General features: G+C 65.5%; 13 protein-coding genes. 6 read left to right on the top strand and 7 right to left on the bottom strand.

What is annotated here, in order from left to right:
• Nucleotides 1–146: 146 nt before the first annotated feature.
• The 3 genes from accD (at nucleotide 147) to ABD002_RS15480 (ending at nucleotide 1909) form a co-directional block, all read left to right on the top strand.
• Nucleotides 147–1010, top strand: a complete 864-nt coding sequence (accD, locus tag ABD002_RS15490) for an acetyl-CoA carboxylase, carboxyltransferase subunit beta (protein WP_343793302.1) — start codon at nucleotides 147–149, stop codon at nucleotides 1008–1010.
• Between the two features lie 321 nt (nucleotides 1011–1331).
• Nucleotides 1332–1619 (top strand): addiction module protein, encoded by a 288-nt coding sequence (locus ABD002_RS15485; RefSeq protein ID WP_343792673.1) that lies wholly within the window; start codon nucleotides 1332–1334, stop codon nucleotides 1617–1619.
• Nucleotides 1620–1624: 5 nt separating this feature from the next.
• The gene (locus ABD002_RS15480; RefSeq protein ID WP_343792671.1) at nucleotides 1625–1909 is read left to right on the top strand and encodes a type II toxin-antitoxin system RelE/ParE family toxin; all 285 of its coding nucleotides are present in this window, start codon (nucleotides 1625–1627) and stop codon (nucleotides 1907–1909) included.
• 75 nt (nucleotides 1910–1984) lie between these two features.
• Here the strand turns inward: ABD002_RS15480 and rapA are convergent, their stop codons facing one another.
• Nucleotides 1985–4831 carry an RNA polymerase-associated protein RapA gene (rapA, locus tag ABD002_RS15475; protein WP_343792669.1) on the bottom strand — a complete coding sequence of 949 codons (2847 nt, stop codon included), beginning with the start codon at nucleotides 4829–4831 and terminating at the stop codon, nucleotides 1985–1987.
• Between the two features lie 486 nt (nucleotides 4832–5317).
• Between rapA and ABD002_RS15470 the strand changes: the two genes are divergently transcribed.
• A complete protein-coding gene (locus ABD002_RS15470; protein ID WP_343792667.1) occupies nucleotides 5318–6682 on the top strand; it encodes an NHL repeat-containing protein in 1365 nt (454 codons plus the stop codon).
• 55 nt (nucleotides 6683–6737) lie between these two features.
• On the opposite strand, the gene ABD002_RS15465 is transcribed toward ABD002_RS15470, so the two are convergent.
• The 4 genes from ABD002_RS15465 to ABD002_RS15450 form a co-directional block, all read right to left on the bottom strand.
• Entirely contained in the window at nucleotides 6738–8771 is a 2034-nt protein-coding gene (locus ABD002_RS15465) for a M13 family metallopeptidase (protein ID WP_343792665.1), read from the bottom strand.
• A gap of 62 nt (nucleotides 8772–8833) precedes the next feature.
• Nucleotides 8834–10864, bottom strand: a complete 2031-nt coding sequence (locus tag ABD002_RS15460) for a M13 family metallopeptidase (RefSeq protein WP_343792663.1) — start codon at nucleotides 10862–10864, stop codon at nucleotides 8834–8836.
• 215 nt (nucleotides 10865–11079) lie between these two features.
• Nucleotides 11080–14196, bottom strand: coding sequence for an efflux RND transporter permease subunit (locus ABD002_RS15455; protein WP_343792661.1), 3117 nt, complete (start codon nucleotides 14194–14196; stop codon nucleotides 11080–11082).
• The gene (locus ABD002_RS15450) at nucleotides 14193–15293 is read right to left on the bottom strand and encodes an efflux RND transporter periplasmic adaptor subunit (protein ID WP_343792659.1); all 1101 of its coding nucleotides are present in this window, start codon (nucleotides 15291–15293) and stop codon (nucleotides 14193–14195) included. Before ABD002_RS15450 ends, ABD002_RS15455 begins: the two co-directional genes overlap by 4 nt.
• A 156-nt stretch (nucleotides 15294–15449) precedes the next feature.
• Between ABD002_RS15450 and ABD002_RS15445 the strand changes: the two genes are divergently transcribed.
• Nucleotides 15450–16064, top strand: coding sequence for a TetR/AcrR family transcriptional regulator (locus ABD002_RS15445; protein ID WP_343792657.1), 615 nt, complete (start codon nucleotides 15450–15452; stop codon nucleotides 16062–16064).
• Between the two features lie 118 nt (nucleotides 16065–16182).
• Here ABD002_RS15445 and ABD002_RS15440 read toward each other — a convergent pair whose 3' ends face one another.
• Nucleotides 16183–17919, bottom strand: coding sequence for a M14 family metallopeptidase (locus ABD002_RS15440; RefSeq protein ID WP_343792655.1), 1737 nt, complete (start codon nucleotides 17917–17919; stop codon nucleotides 16183–16185).
• Nucleotides 17920–18161: 242 nt separating this feature from the next.
• Here ABD002_RS15440 and ABD002_RS15435 point away from each other — a divergent pair, with 242 nt between their 5' ends.
• Nucleotides 18162–18689, top strand: coding sequence for an SRPBCC family protein (locus ABD002_RS15435; RefSeq protein ID WP_343792653.1), 528 nt, complete (start codon nucleotides 18162–18164; stop codon nucleotides 18687–18689).
• Nucleotides 18690–18813: 124 nt separating this feature from the next.
• Here the strand turns inward: ABD002_RS15435 and ABD002_RS15430 are convergent, their stop codons facing one another.
• Nucleotides 18814–19479 (bottom strand): DUF502 domain-containing protein, encoded by a 666-nt coding sequence (locus tag ABD002_RS15430; RefSeq protein ID WP_343792651.1) that lies wholly within the window; start codon nucleotides 19477–19479, stop codon nucleotides 18814–18816.
• Nucleotides 19480–19528 lie beyond the last annotated feature (49 nt).

The following is a 19528-nucleotide window of genomic DNA, read 5'->3' as shown; positions in this document are numbered from 1 at the left end:
GTTCGTACCGAGGGATCGAAGGATGAACGGGGTACGGAATGGCGAGTCGGATGCCAACGCACTCGGATGACAACGGCGAATCCGGATTCCCAGCGGATTCGTCGCCGATTGCGGCGCCGCCGCTCGATACGGGAGAGGTTTACGACATGAACTGGTTGCAGAAATTGGTCGGCCCGCGTGCGCGCACGAAGACCGTCGGCAAGGGCAAGGTGCCCGAGGGTCTGTGGGAGAAGTGCGACGGCTGTGGCGCGGTGCTGTACAAGCCCGAGCTCGAAGCCGCGCTGATGGTGTGTCCGAAATGCGCCCATCACCACGCGATCCGCGCGCGTGCGCGCCTCGCCGCGTTCTTCGATGAAGGCAGCACGCAGGAGCTGTTCGCGACGCTGGAGCCGACCGATCCGCTGAAGTTCCGCGATTCCAAGAAGTACAAGGACCGCATCGTCGCCGCGCAGAAGCAGACTGGCGAGAAGGACGCGCTGATCGCGATGCGCGGCAAGGTGAAAGGCCATCCGCTCGCTGCGGTCGCGTTCGAGTTCAGCTACATGGGCGGCTCGATGGGCTCAGTGGTCGGCGAGAAGTTCACGCGCGCCGCGGAACTCGCACTGGCCGAGCGCATGCCGCTGGTCTGCTTCTCCGCGACCGGTGGCGCGCGCATGCAGGAAGGCCTGTTCTCGCTGATGCAGATGGCCAAGACCTCGGCCGCGCTCGCGCGCATGCGCCATGCCGGGGTCCCGTACATCAGCGTGCTGACCCATCCGACCACCGGCGGCGTCTCGGCCAGCCTCGGCATGCTGGGCGACATCAACATCGGCGAACCGAAGGCACTGATCGGCTTCGCCGGCCCGCGCGTGATCGAGCAGACCGTGCGCGAGACGTTGCCGGAAGGTTTCCAGCGTTCCGAGTTCCTGGTCGAGCACGGTGCGATCGACCTGATCGTCGACCGGCGGGAGATGCGCGACAAGCTCGCGGCGATGCTGGCGTTGCTGATGAAGCAGGCGAGGGCGGCCTGACGCGTGGCGTCATTTGGGAAGGCTAGCTCGTCATTCCGGCGAAAGCCGGAGCGCTTCTCAACAACCGCAGGCTGGTCATCCAGTGCGTAGGTTGGGCTGAGCGTAGCGATGCCCAACAGTTGCGGCGCATGACGAGCGTTGGGCTTCGCGTCGCTCACCCCAACCTACGAAGCGTTCTCACGCCTCAGCGAGTAGGGCGGGCTTCAGCCCACCAACGCGCAATGGTGGGCCAAGGCCCACCCTACGGATTCGTTGTTCGTCAGCGCAGGTTGGACTGGCCGCAGTGACGCCCAACAATCTTGGCGCGCGAGGGGCAGCGAGTTGGACGCCAATCGGCCCGATCTGCGCAAGCTGCCGCTCTCTGGCACTGGTAGACTGGCGGCCATGAACCTCAAATCCCTCGAACGCGAAGCCCTCAATCTTCCACCTGAGGATCGCGCCAAGCTCGCTCAGGAACTGCTGGAGAGCCTCGATTCATTGTCCACTGCAGAGAGCGAGCGACTCTGGCTGGAACAGGCAGATCGGCGCGCCCGCGAGATCGACGCAGGGGTGGTTTCGCTGGCTTCCGGCGAGGACGTGTCCCGCAAGGCGCGGGCGCTGTTGAAGTGAGGCATGTGTTCCATCCGGCCGCGGAAGCCGAACACCTCGAACACGTTGCGTTCTACGAATCGCGTCAGGCCGGTCTCGGCGCCCGATATCTCGATGAAATAGAAGCGGCCATTGCGCTCATCTGCGGGGCGCCGAAGCGTTTTCCGGTCGAGCACGAGCCGGGGCTGCGACGCTTGCACCTTCGCCAGTTCCCGATGACACTGATCTTCCGCGAGGTCGATGGCGAAGTGCAGATCCTGGCGGTCGCGCACAAGCGGCGGCGACCGGCCTACTGGATGCGACGAACCTGATCGCTCAAGGCAAGTAGAGTGGGCCTCGGCCCACCAGCGGGCAATGATGGGCCGAGGCCCACCCTGCGGTGTTCGTCAGCGCGCGGCGATATCCGCGCTGCACACAAAGCGGATCGCATCCAGCCGTGGCGCCGCGGTTGCCAACGCCTCGCGCAGTGCATCGAGTTCGGCCGCGATCGCTTCGATCTCGCTGGCGCGCACTGACGGGTTGACCTTCGCGAGTGCGCTCAGGCGCGCATGCTCGGCATCGAGTTCGCGCTGCGCAGCGGTCAGCGCGGTGCCGATCTCGGCCGCTGCGAGGCCACGCGCGTGGGTTTCGCAGGCAGCGAGCATCGGCGGCACGAGCTTGGCCAGCAGCGGGCGATAGCGCGCGGCATCGATCGGCTGCTCCTTCGCGCGGAACAGACTGGTCGGATTCGGCACGTAGTCGTTGCGCGAGGTCAGGCGTGTGTCGACGACGGCGCGCAGCGGCAACGGCGGCAGGAAGCGGTTGACGTTGAGCTTCCGGTCGGCGATGCATTCGAGCGCGAACACGCATTCGAGCAGCGCAGTGCGCGGTGGCAGCGCTGCATCGATCAGGATCGCGGCATTGCCCTGTTCGCTCTCGAGCAACAGGTCGAGAGCACCAATGACCAGCGGATGATCGAGTCGGAGCAGTGGCAACTCCTCGCGCGCGAGCGCGGTCGCGCGATCGAAGGTCACCTGCTGCGGGCCGTCCTTGAGGCCGGGAAAACCGTCGGTGCTGAGGTACTCGGGGTCGAGCACGACCGTGCGTGCGCCGGTTTCCTCGTTGTCGATGCCGAACTGCTCGAACAGGGTCAATACGAATTCGTCGGCGCCAACGTCGTCGTCTTGCGCGCGCATCGTATCGCCGAGCGGAAGCTCGCGCGCATGGCGCTCGGTCGCGAGTTCGAGCAGGCGGTCACGACCGGCCTGCACGAGTGCGGAGAGGTCGCGGTGGGTCGCGGACGTTTCGGCGATCAGTGCGTCGACCTCGACATCGGGGTCCTCGGCGCTGAGCGCATGGCGTTCCGCCTCTGCGAGCAGGCGCGCACGATAGCGGCGCAGGATCTCGCGGCCGTCGGACGGACTCGTGCGCAGAGCATCCAGGCCCTCGTGATACCAGCGCAGCAACGCGTGCTGCGCAGTGCCGGTGAATGCGGTCGCATGGATCACGATGTCGTGGCGCTGGCCGATGCGGTCGAGGCGGCCGATGCGCTGTTCGAGCAGGTCCGGATCGAGCGGCAGATCCCACACGACCATATGATGGGCGAACTGGAAGTTGCGGCCTTCCGAACCGATTTCCGAGCACAGCAGCACGCGCGCACCATCCGCTTCGGCGAACCAGGCCGCGTTGCGGTCGCGCTGCATGATGCTCATGCCTTCGTGGAAGCGTGCGACCTTGACGCCGCTCCTGGTGCGCAACGCCTCTTCCAGTGCGAGCACCTTCGCCTGCGTGCGACAGATAAGCAGCAGCTTGTCGCCGGCAAGTTTCTCGATCAACGCGACCAGCCAGGGCAAGCGTGGATCGTTGGCGTAGTCATGCTCGCCTTCCGGTGCATGCGCCTGCGCATCGGCGTGGAATTCGGCGAGCAGGCGCTGGCGCTGCGCGTCGTCGAGCTCGCCGCCATCAAGGACCGCGAGTTCGGCGACGCGGCGCGGAAAGCCACCGATCTGCGCGCGCCGGTTGCGGAACATCACGCGGCCGGTGCCGTGGCGGTCGATCAGCGCGTCGAGCAGGACAGGCGCATTCGCCGTGCGATCCTCGCCGTAACGCTCCAGCATCGCGAGCAATTCGGCATCGGCGGCGAAGCGTGTGGCGAGTTGCGCGTGTTCGGCCGCATCGAGCGGTGCGGCGTCGACCAGCTTGCTGGCGATGGCCGACAGCTGTGCGTAGCCGTCGGCTTCGGCGGCGAACGCGTCGAGGTCGACGTAGCGCGCCGGGTCGAGCAGGCGCAGTCGCGCGAAATGGCCGCTGCGGCCGAGCTGCTGCGGCGTCGCGGTCAGCAGGATCAGTCCCGGTGTTTGCATGGCCAGGCGTTCGACCAGCGCATACGACGCACTGCTGGTCAGCGGCGACCATTCCAGGTGGTGTGCCTCATCGACGACGACGAGGTCCCATTCCGCATCGGAAACCTGTTGCGCGCGCTTCGGCGCGCCGGCGAGCCAGTCGATGTCGGCAATCACGCACTGTTCGTCCTCGAACGGATTGCGCGCGCCGTCGGCGACCTCGATCGCCTCGCAGCGTTCCTCGTCGAACAGTGCGAACGGCAGGTTGAAGCGGCGCAGCAGCTCGACGAACCATTGGCAGGTCAGGCTGGCGGGGCTAAGCACGAGCACGCGGGCGACGCGGCCGGTCGCCAGCAGGCGGGCGAGGATCATGCCGGCCTCGATGGTTTTGCCGAGGCCGACCTCGTCGGCGAGCAGTGCGCGCGGCGGACGTCGTTGCGCGACGATGCCGGCGACGCGCAACTGGTGCGCGATCAGGTCGATGCGCGCGCTGGCGAGGCCGTAGGCGGGCGAGCGCATCGCGTCCGCGCGGCGCGTCAGCGCCTGCATGCGGAAGTCGAACTTGTCGGGAGGATCGACGCGCGCGGACAACAGCCGCTCGTCGGCGTGCGAGATCGGCTGCGCATCGTCGAGTTCGGCTTCCGGCAAGGTGCGTTCACCGGCGTGGTAGATCAGGAGGCCATCGACCGCGCTGACACGCTCGACGATGAAGTCCTGCTTCTGTCCGGCGACCCTCTGGCCAACGCGGAACTCGGCGCGCGCGAGCGGCGCGGCGTGCATCGCGTAGTGGCGCAGCACGCCCGCGGTCGCGAACAGCACCTGCACGGTGCGGCCATCGAGGCGCACCACGGTACCGAGCCCGAGTTCGGGTTCGGCATTGGAAATCCAGCGTTGACCGGGTACGAAAGCCATGGGCGTGCAGATCGAAGCGGGGGCGAATTATCCGCCTCCTCGTCATTGGCGGGAATAGCAGAGCCCGATGGCGGGATATCGCGCCGAGGGACCAAGGGAGTCGAAGCCGGTATGCGGCCCCGGCGAGACCGGGCCGCGTTGCTTCACACAGGAGTAGCCTCAGCTCTCGAGGCCATCCGCGAAGACGATGTCATTCGGCGCGCTTCACGTAGGCGACGAATACGCCGGTGCCCCATTCAATCGCAGACCCAAGGAAATGAATTGCGCGCTGCGGCAATTCGGATGCGCATGGATGCGATCCGTGCCGGTCGTTGTGTGACGCTATTGGCAGCCCGCGTGTGCTTTCGTTCCGGCGCGACTGTGCGCTGGAAGAGCGCAACGGAGCGCAGATGCGACAAAGATATTTCGTGCGGAAGAATCAGCCTCGCAGACGGCACCGCTATCTCGCTATTGAAGCCGCCGCGTCACTCAGGGAGAGCAACCATCATGAACATCTTCATTCGTATTTCGTTACTGGTGTTTGCGGCGATCGGCGCCGATGGGGCGCTCGCCGCCAGTGGTGATCTGGACACCACGTTCGGTCCTGTGCTCAACGGGTATGCGACGTACGCGTTCGACCTCGGCGGCAACAAGGCGGACACCAGTCAGGTGGTGCTGACCCAGGCCAACGGCAATATCGTGCTGGTCGGCCGCGCTATCGACAGTGCGACGAGCGGCCGTATCGCGCTGGTTCGGCTGCAGCCGACCGGTGTCGTCGATTCGACCTTCGGCAGCGGCGGCAGCGCAACGTTCTCGCTGGTGTCGGGAAGCTACACAGCGGCCATTCCCTACGTGAACGCGGCGGCGCTCGATACGCAGGGGCGCATTCTGGTCGCCGGCGATACCGCCAACGATCAATGCAGCTACGTCGCGCGCTTCACAGCCAATGGCGTCATCGATGGCAGCTTCGCCACGGGGGGTGTCTATGTCGCGTGCCCGTCGAGCGGTCACTACATCCGCTTCATGGACGTTGCAGTCGATTCAAGCGATCGGCCGGTTCTCGCAGGCACCTATGCCACGCTGAGCGGCGATTTCGTAGCAAGCTCGCAGTATCTCGCCCTGCGCCTGACCGCGGCGGGCCAGTCCGATCCGACGTTCAATGGCGGCGCGATCTACACGCAGTCGATCGGCCTCGTCGTCGGCGGCAAGGACCACGCGGGCGCCGTCATGCTCGATCGCGCTGGCCGAATCTATCTCGGCGGTGGCGCGCAGACCGCGAGCAATGACGACGCCGAAGTGGTGTTGCGATTGACTGCAGCCGGTGCGCCGGATACTACGTGCACATCCAGCGGTTGGGTGGATCTCGGCGCGACCGCAGACTCCGGATTCGTCGCGACCAGCGTCGTCCAGCGCGATGCGCATCATGTCGTGCTCGTCGGTACCTGGTATGCGCAAAGCGGCCCGGCGCAGAATGGCATCGCGTACGCCGACATGGACGCCGATACCTGCGCCGCCGGCGTTTCCGGCATCACCGTTCCGGCGACCACCGCGACGGCCGGGCGCGCGATCGCGGCATCCGATGGCGCGGTGTACATCTCCTACAGCCAGCTCACCTCGAACGTAGCGGGCGCGCCGTGGTACGCGGGCATCCTCGCGCTCTACGATGCACTGCCGTGGAACGACAGCTTCACCGGCATCTACAGCAATCAGAGCACGTACGGCACCGGAATCACCCTCGTCGGGGGCAAACCATTGCAGGCCATGCTGGCGCAGTACAGCGGCGAGGATTACGACTTCGCGGTTGCGCGCTTCCAGAACGATCGTATCTTCTACGCGAACTTCGAGCGCGACGGCGCCAAATCCACGCCGTGAATGTCTGCAACGACGGCACTGTTGCGCGGCGCCGTCGTCGCAGGGCATGACGCGATTACCAGATCTTCACCTGCTTCGCTTCGTTGCGCACCATCGCGTCGCCGGCTTTGCAACTGAACGATTCGGCGAAGGCCGGCATGTTCGACGGCGCACCGATGGCGCGGTACTGCGTCGGCGAATGCGGATCGGCATTCAGCAGGACCTCCTGGCGCTTGGGCAGGATGGAGCCGCGCCAGATTCGCGCGAAGTTCATGAAGAAGCGCTGGTCGGGCGTGTAGCCGTCGATCTGCTTGTTCTCGGCCGGATTCTTCTTCAGCGCCATCTGCAGCGCGTCATACGAGACGTTGATGCCGCCGAGATCGGCGATGTTCTCGCCGAGCGTCAGCTGGCCATTGACATGCTTGCCCGGCAGCGGCTCGTAGTCGTTGAACTGCGCGACCAGCTTGGCCGTGCGTGCCTCGAACTTCTCGCGGTCGTCCTTCGTCCACCAGTTCGCATTGTTGCCCTGCGCGTCGAATTGGCTGCCTTCGTCGTCGTAGCCGTGCGTCGCTTCGTGGCCGATTACCGCGCCGATGCCGCCGTAGTTGATCGCGTCGTCCGCCTTGGCGTCGAAGAACGGCGGTTGTAGGATCGCGGCCGGGAAGTTGATCGTGTTGTCGGTCGGGTTGTAGTACGCATTGACGGTCTGCGGCGTCATGCCCCACTCGAGGCGGTCGGTCGGCTTGCCGATCTTGGCGATCTCGTAGTCATAGTCGAACTGCGTCGCCGCCAGCACGTTGCCATAGTAGTTGTCCGGCGTGATCGTGACGCCGGCCCAGTCGCGCCACTTGTCCGGATAGCCGATCTTCGGCAGGAAGGTCGACCACTTCTCGATCGCCTTCTGCTTGGTCGCGTCGCTCATCCAGTCGAGCTTCTCGATGCGCACCTTCAGCGCGGCGCTCACGTTGTTGACCAGTTCCATCGCGCGCTGTTTGGATTCCGGCGGGAACGCCTTGGCGACGTACAGCTCGCCGAGCGCCATGCCCATGGTCTCGTTGACGGCGCCGAGCACGCGCTTCCAGCGAGGCTCCTGCTGCTTCTGGCCGTTCAGCGTCTTGCCGTTGAACGCGAAATGTTCCTCGGCGAACGGCTTGGACAGGTACGGCGAGGCGGAATCGATCGCATGGAAACGCAGATAGGTGCGCCATTGTGCGGCCGGCACGTCGGCGAGCATCTTGTCGATCTCGGCGAAGAACGTCGGCTGCGACAGCGAGAAACCGCCCTGGATGTTGGCCTTCTGCGCGGCGAAGAACTTCGTCCACGAGAAATTCGGCGTCGCCTTGTCGGCATCGGCGAGGCTGACGAAGTGGTACTGGTTCTCCGGCTTGCGCAGTTCGACCGGCACCAGCGAAGCCTTGGCCAGGCGCGTCTCGAACGCGAGCACCTGCTCGGCATCTTTCTTCGCATCGGCGGCGTTCGTGCCGGTCAGTTCGAGCACCTTCGCGATATGCGCCTGGTAGGCGGTGCGCAGTTCCGCGTAGTCCGGCTTCGAGTAGTACTCGGACGTCGGCAGACCGAGGCCGCCCTGGAACGCATAGGCGATCTGGATCTTCGAGTTCTTGAAGTCCGCGCCGGCGCTCATGCTGAACAGGCCGTTCTGGCCGCGCGAGAAACTGTCGTTGATGTAGCCGGCGATATCGGCGCTCGACTTGAGCGCATCGATCTTCGCGAGTTCGGCCTTGATCGGCGAGTAGGCGGCCTTCTCGACCGTGCCCTCGGCCATGCCCGAGCGGTAGAACCAGCCGATCTTCTGCTCGACCGAACCGGCTTTCGCCTTGCTCGCGTCACGCGCAGCGGCCTCGGCGATATCGCGCTGGGTCTGCAGGCTGTGCTCGCGCAACTGGTCGAATGCGCCCCAGCGTGTGCGATCGGCCGGGATCGGGTTCGCGGCGACCCACTTCGCGTTGACGAAGCCGTTGAAATCGGCGCAGGGACTGATCTTCTTGTCGAGCTCGTTGACGTCGAACGACGCCTGCGTCGCCGCGATCGCGGTCGTCGACAGGGCCGCGCAGATCGCGAGCGAGAGGGACCGGTTGAAAAGTTTCCGCATGTTCGGGTACTCCGTTTTCAGATGAAGTGGCTCAGGTTGCCTGCTGATCTGTCTTGCGTGGCTCACCAGATCTCGACGCGCCCCGCGGGTGCGCGCGCCATCGGCTGGCCGGATTTGCATGAGAACGCCGCTGCGAAGGCCGGTACATTGCTGACCGGGCCGTCGACGCGGAACTTCGCCGGCGCATGTTCGTTCGACTGCACCTGCAGGCGCAACGCCTCGGGCCGCTGCTGGGTGCGCCAGCTCTGGGCGAACGCGAGGAAGAAACGCTGCCCCGGCGCGAAGCCGTCACGCGCCTGGCCGGATTTGCCTTCGTCGGTCAGCTTGAAGGCATCCCAGGCGACCTGCAAGCCACCGAAATCCGCGATGTTCTCGCCGAGCGTGAGCTTGCCGTTGATATGCAGGTTGTCGATCGGCACGTACGCGTCGAACTGCTGCACGAGTTCCGTGGTGCGCGCGTTGAAGCGTTCGCGATCCTGCTTCGTCCACCAGTCGCGCAGGTTGCCCTGCGCATCGAACTGGCTGCCCGCGTCGTCGAAGCCGTGCAGCATCTCATGGCCGATCACCGCGCCGATGCCGCCGTAGTTCACCGCATCGTCCATCGTCGCGTCGAAGTAGGGCGGCTGCAATTGCGCGGCCGGGAATACGATCTCGTTCTGCAGCGGGTTGTAGTACGCATTGACGGTCTGCGGCAGCATGCCCCATTCGCTGCGATCGACCGGCTTGCCGATCTTCGCGAACTGGCGCCTGGCCTCGAACGCGGCGGCTGCGCGCACGTTGTCGAAATAGGCGCCGCGCTTGATCGTCAGCGCGGAATAGTCGCGCCAGCGATCCGGATAGCCGACCTTCGGCACCAGCGTTTCGAGCTTTGCGTAGGCCGCCTTCTTGGTGTCCGCGCCCATCCAATCGAGTTTCTCGAGGCGCGCGCGCAGCGCGACTTCCAGATTCTTCACCAGGACAAGCGCGCGTTGCTTCGCCTCCGGCGGGAACGTGCGCGCGACGTAGGCCTCGCCGACCGCGAAGCCGAGCGCCTCGTTGGTCGCGTCGATCGCGCGCTTCCAACGCGGTTTCAGCTCCTGCGTGCCGCGCAGGGTGCGGCCGTGGAAGTCGAAGTCGGCATCGACGAAGTCCTTGGCTAACGCGGGTGCCGCGAAATCGACCAGATGCCAGCGCAGGTACGCCTGCCAGTGCGCAATCGGCACGCTCGCCAGCGCCTTGTCGGCGGCGGCGAAGAATGCCGGCTGCGCCAGCGAGAAGCGCTGCACATCGTCCCGGCCGAGTTCCTTGTGGAATGCGGTCCAGGAGAAATGCGGCGTCTGCGCGTCGGCTTCCTTGACCGACACCATGTGGTACGAATTCAGCGGCTCGCGCAGAGCGACGCGATCGAGCGATGCCTTGGCCAGCGCGGTTTCCAGATCCACGATCCAGCCTGCTTCCGCTTCCGCGTCCGCATTCGCGTCGCCGACCAGGGTCAGCATGCGCGCGACGTGCGCGCGATACTTGCCGAGCAATTCCTTCGACTTCGCGTCGCCGCGCGTGTAGTAATCGCGATCGGGCAGCCCCAGACCGCCTTGCGTCGCGTAACCGATCACGAGGTTCGCGTTCCGCATGTCCGACTCGGGCGCGAAATCGAACAGCGCCGGAATGCCCTGCGCGTGCCATTCGCGCACCAGCGTGGCGACATCGGCCGGCGACTTCAACGCGGCGATGCGCGCCAGATCCGGCTTGATCGGCGTGTAGCCGGCTGCGTCGACGGCGCCCTCGTCGAGCGCCGATGCGTAGAAATCGCCGATCTTCTGCGTGACGCCGCCGGTCGGTGCGGGATTCTTCGCCGCGTTCTCGAGGATCTCGCGCAGCAGGCGCAGATTGCGCTCCTGCAACTCGTCATCGAGGCTCCACTGGCTGTATTCGGCCGGAATCGGGTTCGATTTCAGCCAGCCGCCGTTCGCATGCTCGAAGAAATCGGTGCAGGCGCCGACCGCGTCGTCGAAATTCCTCGGATCGATGCCGTGCTCATTGGTGCGGGCGTTGGCGCCGGCGGCAAGGCCCAGCGCGAGCGTGGCTGCCAGCGTGCGGAACCTGCATGCGGGCATGCGTCGCTCCAGGATGGAAAGGGGGTCGTCAGCCTAGGTGGGCGAGGTGGGCGAGCACAGTGTCGAAGGTCATTCCGGGGGCATTGCACCTGCCTGGCGACTCGGCGCCACGCCTGTCCGGGACCGCACCATGCCTGAATCGGCGGCGTCGATCAGGGAAGGGCCTCAAGGCAGCGGGCAGTCGCTCGGGATTGCACGAACGACTGCCCGGCCGGTCACGTCGACCGTGCCACGCGGAACCAGATCGCGTAGAGCGCCGGCAGATAAAACAGGGTCAGCACGGTCGCGACCGTGATGCCGCCCATCAGCGCCGTCGCCATCGGCCCGAAGAAATTGCTGCGCAGCAGCGGGATCAGCGCGAGCACCGCTGCGGCCGCGGTCAGCGTGATCGGGCGGAAGCGGCGCACCACCGCGCGCTGGATCGCCTCGTAGGCGGAGTGGCCGCTGCCGATGTCCTGTTCGATCTGATCGATCAGGATCACCGAATTGCGCATGATGATGCCGAACATCGCGATCGTGCCGAGCATGGCCACGAAGCCGAACGGCTGGTGGAACAGCAGCAAGGTGGCGACGACGCCGATCAGGCCGAGCGGAGCGGTGAGCAGCACCATCAATGTGCGCGAGAAGCTGCGCAGCTGCAGCATCAGCAGTGTGAGCACGGCGAGGATCATCACCGGCATCTGCACATTGATCGACGCCTGCGCCTTCGCGCTGTTCTCGACCGAGCCGCCGACTTCGATGCGATAGCCGATCGGCAGTTTCGCGCGCAGCTCGTCGAGGCGCGCGTCGACCGTTTTCGTGACGTCGATGCCGAGCCGGCCCGGGGCAGTGTCGGAGCGCACCGTGATCGTCGGCTGGCGATCGCGCTCCCAGATCACCCCGTAGTCCATCCGGTAGTCGATGCGTGCAAGTTGCGTCAGCGGCACGGCCTTGCCGGTCGGTGTCGCGATCGCGAGATCGCCGAGGCGCTCGGCATTGACGCGTTGTGCCTGCGGCCAGCGAAGGTCGACTTCGATCAGCTTGTCGCGTTCGCGGAACTGCGTGACCGCCTGGCCGCTCAGCGCGAGATTGACCGCGTTGGCGACGTCCTGCGACGTCAGCCCGAGGATGCGGGCCTTGTCCTGGTCGATCTCGAGACGGATCGAACGTGTCGAGGGTTCGTCCCAATCGAACTGCACGTTCGCGGTTCCGGGGTCCGCACGCATCGTGCGCTCGACGTCCTCGGCGATCGCGCGGACTTTCGCGATCTCATCGCCGGAGACGCGGAACTGCACCGGAAAGCCGACCGGCGGTCCGTTCTCGAGCGCACTGACGCGACCGCTGACATCGGGGAAACGTTCGTTCAACGCCGTCTGCACGAATGTGGCGAGGCGCTTGCGCGCTTCGACGTCGCGCGCGGTCACGACGATCTGCGCGAAATTCGGGCGCGGCAGCTGCTGGTCCAGCGGCAGATAGAAGCGTGGCGCACCCGCACCGACATAGCTGACGTAGTGATCGACGTCCTTGCTGGCGGCCAGTTCGCGCTCCATGCGTTCGGCCGTGGCGAGCGTCGCGGTCAGCGAGGCGCCTTCGCCGAGGCGCAGGTCCACCAGCAGCTCGGTACGGTCCGAACTCGGAAAGAACTGCTGCGGCACGAGGGCGAAAGCGCCGATCGACACGATCCACAACACAAGGGTTGCGGCCAGCACGCGCCAGCGATGATCCACGCACCAGGCGACGAAACGACCGAAGCGCCGGTAGAACGCGCTGTCGTACGGATCCGCAGCATGCTCGGCGGCCGTGGCTTGCGGACGCCGCAGGATACGGCTGCGCAGCCAGGCCGCAAGGCGGTTCGGCCGCTTCTGGTGTGCTTCGGGCAGCAGCGCGAAACCAAGCACCGGAATCACGACGACAGCCGCGATCCACGACGCGATCAGCGCGATCGCGGACACCTGGAAGATCGAGCGCGTGTATTCGCCGGTGCCGGATTTCGCCAGCGCGATCGGCAGGAAGCCCGCAACCGTGATCAGCGTGCCGGTCAGCATCGGGAACGCGGTGCTGGTGTAGGCGAAACTTGCCGCACGCACGCGGTCCCAGCCCTCCTCGAGTTTGACGGCCATCATCTCGATGGCGATGATCGCGTCGTCGACGAGCAGACCGAGCGCGAGGATCAACGTGCCGAGCGACACCTTGTGCAGGCCGATGCCGAACCACCACATGCCGAGCGCCGTCGCGGCGAGCACGAACGGAATCGTGATCGCGACGACCATGCCGGTGCGGAAGCCGAGACTGGCGAGGCTTACCACGAGCACGATCAGCACCGCTTCCGCGACGGCCTCGAGAAAATCGTCGAGCGAGTGTGTGACGGCTTGCGGCATGCTGCTGTATTCGTTCAATGCGAGACCTGCCGGCAGGTTCGCCTTGATCCTCTTGTTGGCGACGTCGAGCGCCTGGCCGAGTTCGACCACATTGCCGCCGGCCTGCATGGTGACGCCGATCGCGAGCGCCGGGCGTCCCATGTAACGCACCTGTTCGACCGGCGGGTCGACATAGCCGCGTTTCACGTTCGCCAGATCGCCAAGGCGGAACAGCTTGCCGTTGATGCGCAGGCTGGTGTCGCGCAGGCCGGCGACGTCGCCGAATTGACCGCTTGGGCGTACGAAGATGCGATCCTGCTCCGTCGTGATCACGCCGGCGGCCGCGACGCTGTTCTGCGCGCCGATCGCCGCGGCCAGCTGCGCCGGCGAGATGCCGAGCGTGGCAAGACGTGCGTTGTCGACCTCGATCGTTATGCGCTGTTCCTGGTCGCCGAAATAGTCGACCTTGCCGACGCCGGGCACGCGCAGCAGCTCGGCGCGGATCGTGTCCGCGTAGTCGCGCAGCTCGGCGAATCCGAAACCGTCGCCTTCGAGTGCATAGATGTTCGTGTAGACATCGCCGAATTCGTCGTTGAAAAACGGCCCCTGGATGCCTTGCGGAAGTTGCGTCGCGATGTCGCCGATCTTCTTGCGCACCTGGTACCAGGTATCGGGAACGGCGGCAGAGGGCGCCGAATCCTTGATCGAGAACTGCACCACCGATTCGCCGGGCCGCGAATAGCTGGTCACGAAATCGACGTTCGGCGTTTCCTGCAGCTTGCGCGCGACGCGGTCGCTGATCTGTTCCTGCACCTGCTGGGTCGTCGCGCCTGGCCACCAGGTCTGGATCACCATGACCTTGAACGTGAAGGGCGGATCCTCGGAACGGCCGAGGTGCAGATAGCCGTACAGGCCCAGCAACGCTGTTATCGCCATCAAATAGACGACCAGCGCGCGCTGGCGCAGCGCCCAGGCGGAGAGATTGAAGCCGCTCATCGCGCGGCGACTTCGTTCGGCTGGAACGGCAGGTCGACGATGCGGACCGCATCCCCGGCGTGCAGCGTATGCACTCCTCGTGTGACGACGCGTTCACCCGGCGAGAGGCCGCTGCCGATCGCCACGCCGTCGTCGACGTAGCGCGCCACGACGACGTCACGCAGCGCCAGTCGCGAATGCTCGTCGACGACCCAGACGGCGGGCTGCGCGTCGCGGTGGAACAGCGCGCTCGCGGGCAGCGTGAACGTGCCGGCTGTGGCCGTGGATGTCGCGGCGACGTCCGCACTCATTTGCAGTTGAACATCCGGGCCTGCGTCGACGATCGTGACCTTGGCGAGGAACGTGCGGCTCTGCGGGTCCGCAGCCGCGGACAATTCGCGCAGCCTGCCGTCGTAGCGACGGCCGGGCTGTGCCCATAGCGTGACCTTCATGTCGGCGTTGGCCCGCAACGCGGCGACGCGGCTTTCCGGCACGGCGATGTAGACCTCGCGTTCGTCCGACCAGGCCAGGCCGAACACGCGCTGGCCGGCGGCGACAACCTGGCCGGCCTCCGCATCCTGCGTCGTGATCACGCCGTCGTGCTCGGCCGTGAGCGATGCGTATCTGACCTGGTTCTCGCGCACGCCCAGCTGTTGCCGTGCCTGTTGCAGGGCGGCTTCGGCTGCTTTCAAGGCATCCTCGGCCTGATCCAGCTGCGATTGGCTGACCAGGGCGCGCTGACGCAGGCTGGCGATGCGGTCGCGTTGCAGGCGGGCCACATCGCGCTGGCTGGTCGCTGCGGCGACGGCCGCGCGCGCGCCGGCCGCGTTCATCGTTGCGTCGCTGGGGTCGAGCGTGGCCAGCAGTTGCCCGGCCTTGACGTGGTCGCCGATGCCGACATCGCGACGCGTGATCTTGCCGTCGATACGGAACGCGATCGGCGCTTCATAGCGCGCATGGACTTCGCCGCTGTAGCGCTCGACCAACGCCCGGTCGCCGGCCGAAACCGTCTGCGCGACCACCGGTCGCACTGGAACGGCCTTGGACGGCTCTGCCGTCGTGTTTTGGCAGCCGGCTGTGGCGAGCGCGAGCAGGGTGATGCATGCGACGGCCGCCAACGCAGTACGGGCGGTTGTGAGGATGGGCTTTGACGCGTTCATGGCGAGTCTTCTTCCGCAGCGACGATGTCTCGATACGCTATCATATTTGGATACATATATGTATTTCAATACGATTTCGTATCAAAGAACCGAGGCTCGTGATATTCTGGCGATATGGTCCGTAAACGATTGAATCGAGAGGAAAGTCGAGCCCAGACCCGGCAGGCGCTGCTGGCCGCCGCAGGCAAGGTGATCGCCAAGCGCGGCTTCGGCGGCACCAGCGTGGAGGACATCGTCGCCGAGGCCGGCTATACGCGCGGCGCGTTCTATTCGAACTTCAAGGGCAAGGACGATCTCTTCATCGAGCTGCTGCGCGACGACCATGCGGAGATGCTCGAAGTCTTCCACGAGGTCTTCCGCACCACGTCGGACATGCATGATCTCGGCGATCGGCTGCGCTCGTTCTACGGCCAGGTCTATCGCAACAACGATCAATGCGCGCTATGGATGGAGGCGCGCCTGCATGCGGTGCGCCATGCCGCGTTTCGCACGCGGCTGAACCAGCTCATCGACGAGAACTACACGCACGTCAGCGGTTTCGTCGAGCGCTACCACGAGTTGACCGGCACGAAACCGCCGCTTCCCGCGCGCGAAATGGCGATCGGCCTGTGTGCGCTCGCCGAATCGGTGAAGTTCGCCCACATGGTCAATCCGGTTCAGGTGAATGAGGCGGTCGCCAACCGGGTGCTGGAGCTGTTTTTCGGCTCCGTGATGCAGGCGAGCGAATAGCCGCCATTGCATCGAATCGCGGCGTTGCGTTCCTGTGACGACACGCGACCCATCATCGGACTCGCTCGATCGAACATGCCCGGAGACGTGGAGTCGATTTTCAAGATGAGACGGTGCGCTAGCGCGCCGCGCGTGCCTGCTTCAGTGCTTCGGCATCCAGGCGCACGACCGGATACGCGCCGACGCGCTGCACCGCGTACCACGGCGAGCGGTCGTAGAAGAACGCGAGCCGCGCCTCCGGGGATTTTGCGAACGCCGGATCGGCCGCGAGCTTCGCATCGAACTCCTTCTGCAGCGCAGGGTCCTTCGCCAGCATCTCGCGTGCGAGCCGCTCGGCGACGCGCGCATCGGACGATTCCTTCTGCTCGAAGACCGTGTCGAAGAAACCCCAGCGCAGCAGCGAGTCGGATGCGCGTGGTTCGAGCAGGTTCACCGCGACGTTCGCAGCGCGCTGGTCGAGCGGAACCAGGATCGCGCCGGCCGTGAATTCCATGTCGGCATGTTCGCTCGACTGCGTGAATTCGCGCAGCAGATGGCGGCTCTCGAACGGCTTGTCGTCCCAACGCGGCGCGCCGAGCTGGTAGCGTTCGACGCGCAGCTTCAGTGGCTGGCTCACGCGTTCGAAACGGATGCCATGCTGGCGCAGCTTCTCGGCGATCTGCGGCCACGCAGCGGGAACCAGGTACGCGGCCGGCAGGCGCGCGGTGTCGGTCGCGACGAGGTCGCGGAAGAACGGGGTCGTGTAGGTCTTCGGCTTGGTCGGGTCGTAGCGGACCCAGGTATCGCCGGAGATCGCGCTCGCGCTGTGCGTGAACTCGTAGCCCTTCAGGGTGAACGGCGTCGATTGCCTGCTGGTCGCGAACGCGACCGGCGATGCCGCATTCGCATCATGGGCGCGCGCGATCGTGTCCGCATCGGCCTGTGCGACTGCTTTGCGCAACGCGTTGCCGTCGCGGTTGACGTGTTCGAGCGTCGAAACGACAAGGTCGTAGGTCGCCTGCACCCGCGTCGCATAGGACTTCAGCATGTGCGTCTCGACCAGCAGCGCCGCGCGGTTGCGCAGAGCGACGTAGCCGGTCGAGAAGCGCGGACCGGAGCCGAAGTTGTCGATGCCCTTGGTGATGTCGCGATGGTCGATGAGGTTCAGGTACGGCGCGGCCAGATGACCACGCTTCTCGAACGCCGGGAAGATCGCTCCCTCGAACGCGTCCTTTTCCCAACGCTTCACTGCCGGATGCAGCGGGCCCCATTCCTCCAGGTACCAGGTCAGGTCGTACGGATAGTCGGCGCCGTTCGTGGTGTGGATGTCCATGAACAGATCGGGCAGCCAGGCGTCGAACATCGCCAGCCAGTCGCGCATCTCCGGCGCGTCGGCCTTCATGTAGTCGCGATTGAGGTTCAGGTTCTGTGCGGTCGCGCGGAAACCCATCTCGCGCGGACCGAGCTGGTTGATGCGGTGATACGGACTGACGTTCTCGTGGCCGTCGACGTTGAAGATCGGCAGGTAGACCAGGATCGCGTGGTCGAGCAGATTCGCGTGCTTCGCGCCGATGGTGAGGTCGCGCAACAGCATCAGTCCGGCATCGTTGCCTTCGATCTCGCCGGCATGGATGCCGGCCTGGACCATGACGATCGCCTTGCCGGACGCATGTGCGGCCTCGGGCGTGAACTCGCCGTCCTTCGCGGCGACGACCAGCATCAGGTCGCGGCCCTCGGGCGAGACGCCGAAGCGGGTCAGCGTGAGTTGCTTCGGCGCGGCGGCCGCAAGGCGTTCGAGATAGGCGCGCGTCTCCGCGTACGAAGGCGTGGTCTCGAACTTGGCATGTTCCGCGGGAGTGGTCCAGTCGGCGGCCATGATGGGTTCTGTGTGGAAGAGGGTGGTAGCGACGGCGAACCACGCGCAACGGCAAAACGCCGCGATCGGAAGATTCATCGTAACGTCGCTCACTGGATGGAAGGAGCGCGATGGTACGCCGCGATCGTGTGGGGATGCAGCCGTCCCAGCGAGCAACAGATGCGACCTCCACCCGGTTATGTCAGATTAGCCGCGATGACTCCGGCCCGGTCCGGAATCTTGACAGACGGGAGATCGACATCGTGAAGATCGTTCGCAGCATCGCCTTGGTCATGTTGGCCGCGTCGTCGGGCCTCAGCTTCGCTGCGGCGCCGGTGCTCAAGGTCAGCAAGAGCGTGATCGTCCACGCCGAGCCTGGGGCGGTATGGGAGAAGGCCCGGGACTTCGATGGCCTCGCCCGCTGGCATCCGGCGGTCGCCAAGGACGAGATCGCCGTCGGCACGAACAACGAGGTAGGCGCCGTGCGCGTGCTCACGCTGCGCGATGGTGGAACAGTCAGGGAAAAACTGCTCGGCTTCGACGCGAAGCACCACCGGTTCCGCTACACGATCCTCGAAGGCGTGCTGCCGGTCAGCGCCTACACCTCGACGCTCAGCGTCAAGGCGGCCGGCAAGAACCGCTCGAAGGTCACCTGGTCCGGCACGTTCAAGCGCAAGAACACCGGCCCGAACCCCGCGGCGAACGAGAACGATGCGACCGCGACGAAGACGATGGGCAGCGTCTACCAGGCCGGACTCGACAATCTGAAGAAGATCGTCGAAACGAAATAATGGCCGTTGCGGCAGCGGTCACCGGGGCGCCTGCGTTCATGTCGATTCCATCCGGCGCCGGGCCATCGCGGCCGCAGTGCCGACTGTGCACGTGGCCCGCTCGCCTGAGCCGTGCCGCGCGGACCTACTCCGCCAAGACCGGCGCCTTGCGCCCGATCGCGAACGGCAAGATGTCCGGCGCGGCGGCGCCGGCGGAGAGGATGAACGCCATCGCCTGGTCGACGCTCCAGTCGGTCGCGATCAGACGTTCGACCGGGACGATCTCGAGATAACCGCCGGTCGGGTTCGGCGTGGTCGGCACGTAGACGGCAGCGAGCTCGACACCATCCGCGTCGCGGAACACGCGCGTGACGAAGCCGACGGACTTCAGTTCCGGCGACGGAAAATCGATCAGCACCACGCGCTGCGTGCCGCTCGGCTTGCTTTGCAGCATGCCCATCAGTTTCTTCGCACCCCCGTAGATGCTGTGCGCGATCGGGATGCGGTCGATGAGGCGCTCGAACGCACCGAGCAACCGCCGTCCGAACACGCGGTTCGCGGCGAAGCCCATCACGTACAACGCGACGATCGTCACGATGAACGCGAGCAGCGAGATCAGCCAGCCCTGGTTGATCCGGCCCAGTGTTTCAGGGAACGCTTTCGCAAGCGCGTCGAACAGTGCAGAGACCCACGGCAGATTGACTTCGGAGAGCAGCGAGAAGATCGACTTGAACACGACCCAGGTCAGCCAGATCGGAATGAACGTGAGCAGGCCGGTGAGCAGGTAGCGCTGGATGTAGAGAGGACGCATGGGGTTTCACGAAGAGAGGAAGATGTTCGAACGCAGAAGCGGCAGCGCC

Source organism: Dokdonella soli (assembly GCF_039523175.1).
Taxonomy (GTDB): domain Bacteria; phylum Pseudomonadota; class Gammaproteobacteria; order Xanthomonadales; family Rhodanobacteraceae; genus Dokdonella_A; species Dokdonella_A soli.
Note: the sequence above shows the minus strand (reverse complement) of the source record. Positions and strands in the feature narration are given on the sequence as shown.

Coding starts and splice junctions, on each gene's coding strand:
- ABD002_RS15465 (WP_343792665.1), bottom strand. CDS start 8,771: ATGCGGAAACTTTTCAACCGGTCCCTCTCGCTCGCGATCTGCGCGGCC.
- ABD002_RS15460 (WP_343792663.1), bottom strand. CDS start 10,864: ATGCCCGCATGCAGGTTCCGCACGCTGGCAGCCACGCTCGCGCTGGGC.
- ABD002_RS15430 (WP_343792651.1), bottom strand. CDS start 19,479: ATGCGTCCTCTCTACATCCAGCGCTACCTGCTCACCGGCCTGCTCACG.
- ABD002_RS15455 (WP_343792661.1), bottom strand. CDS start 14,196: ATGAGCGGCTTCAATCTCTCCGCCTGGGCGCTGCGCCAGCGCGCGCTG.
- accD (WP_343793302.1), top strand. CDS start 147: ATGAACTGGTTGCAGAAATTGGTCGGCCCGCGTGCGCGCACGAAGACC.
- ABD002_RS15445 (WP_343792657.1), top strand. CDS start 15,450: ATGGTCCGTAAACGATTGAATCGAGAGGAAAGTCGAGCCCAGACCCGG.
- ABD002_RS15440 (WP_343792655.1), bottom strand. CDS start 17,919: ATGGCCGCCGACTGGACCACTCCCGCGGAACATGCCAAGTTCGAGACC.
- rapA (WP_343792669.1), bottom strand. CDS start 4,831: ATGGCTTTCGTACCCGGTCAACGCTGGATTTCCAATGCCGAACCCGAA.
- ABD002_RS15470 (WP_343792667.1), top strand. CDS start 5,318: ATGAACATCTTCATTCGTATTTCGTTACTGGTGTTTGCGGCGATCGGC.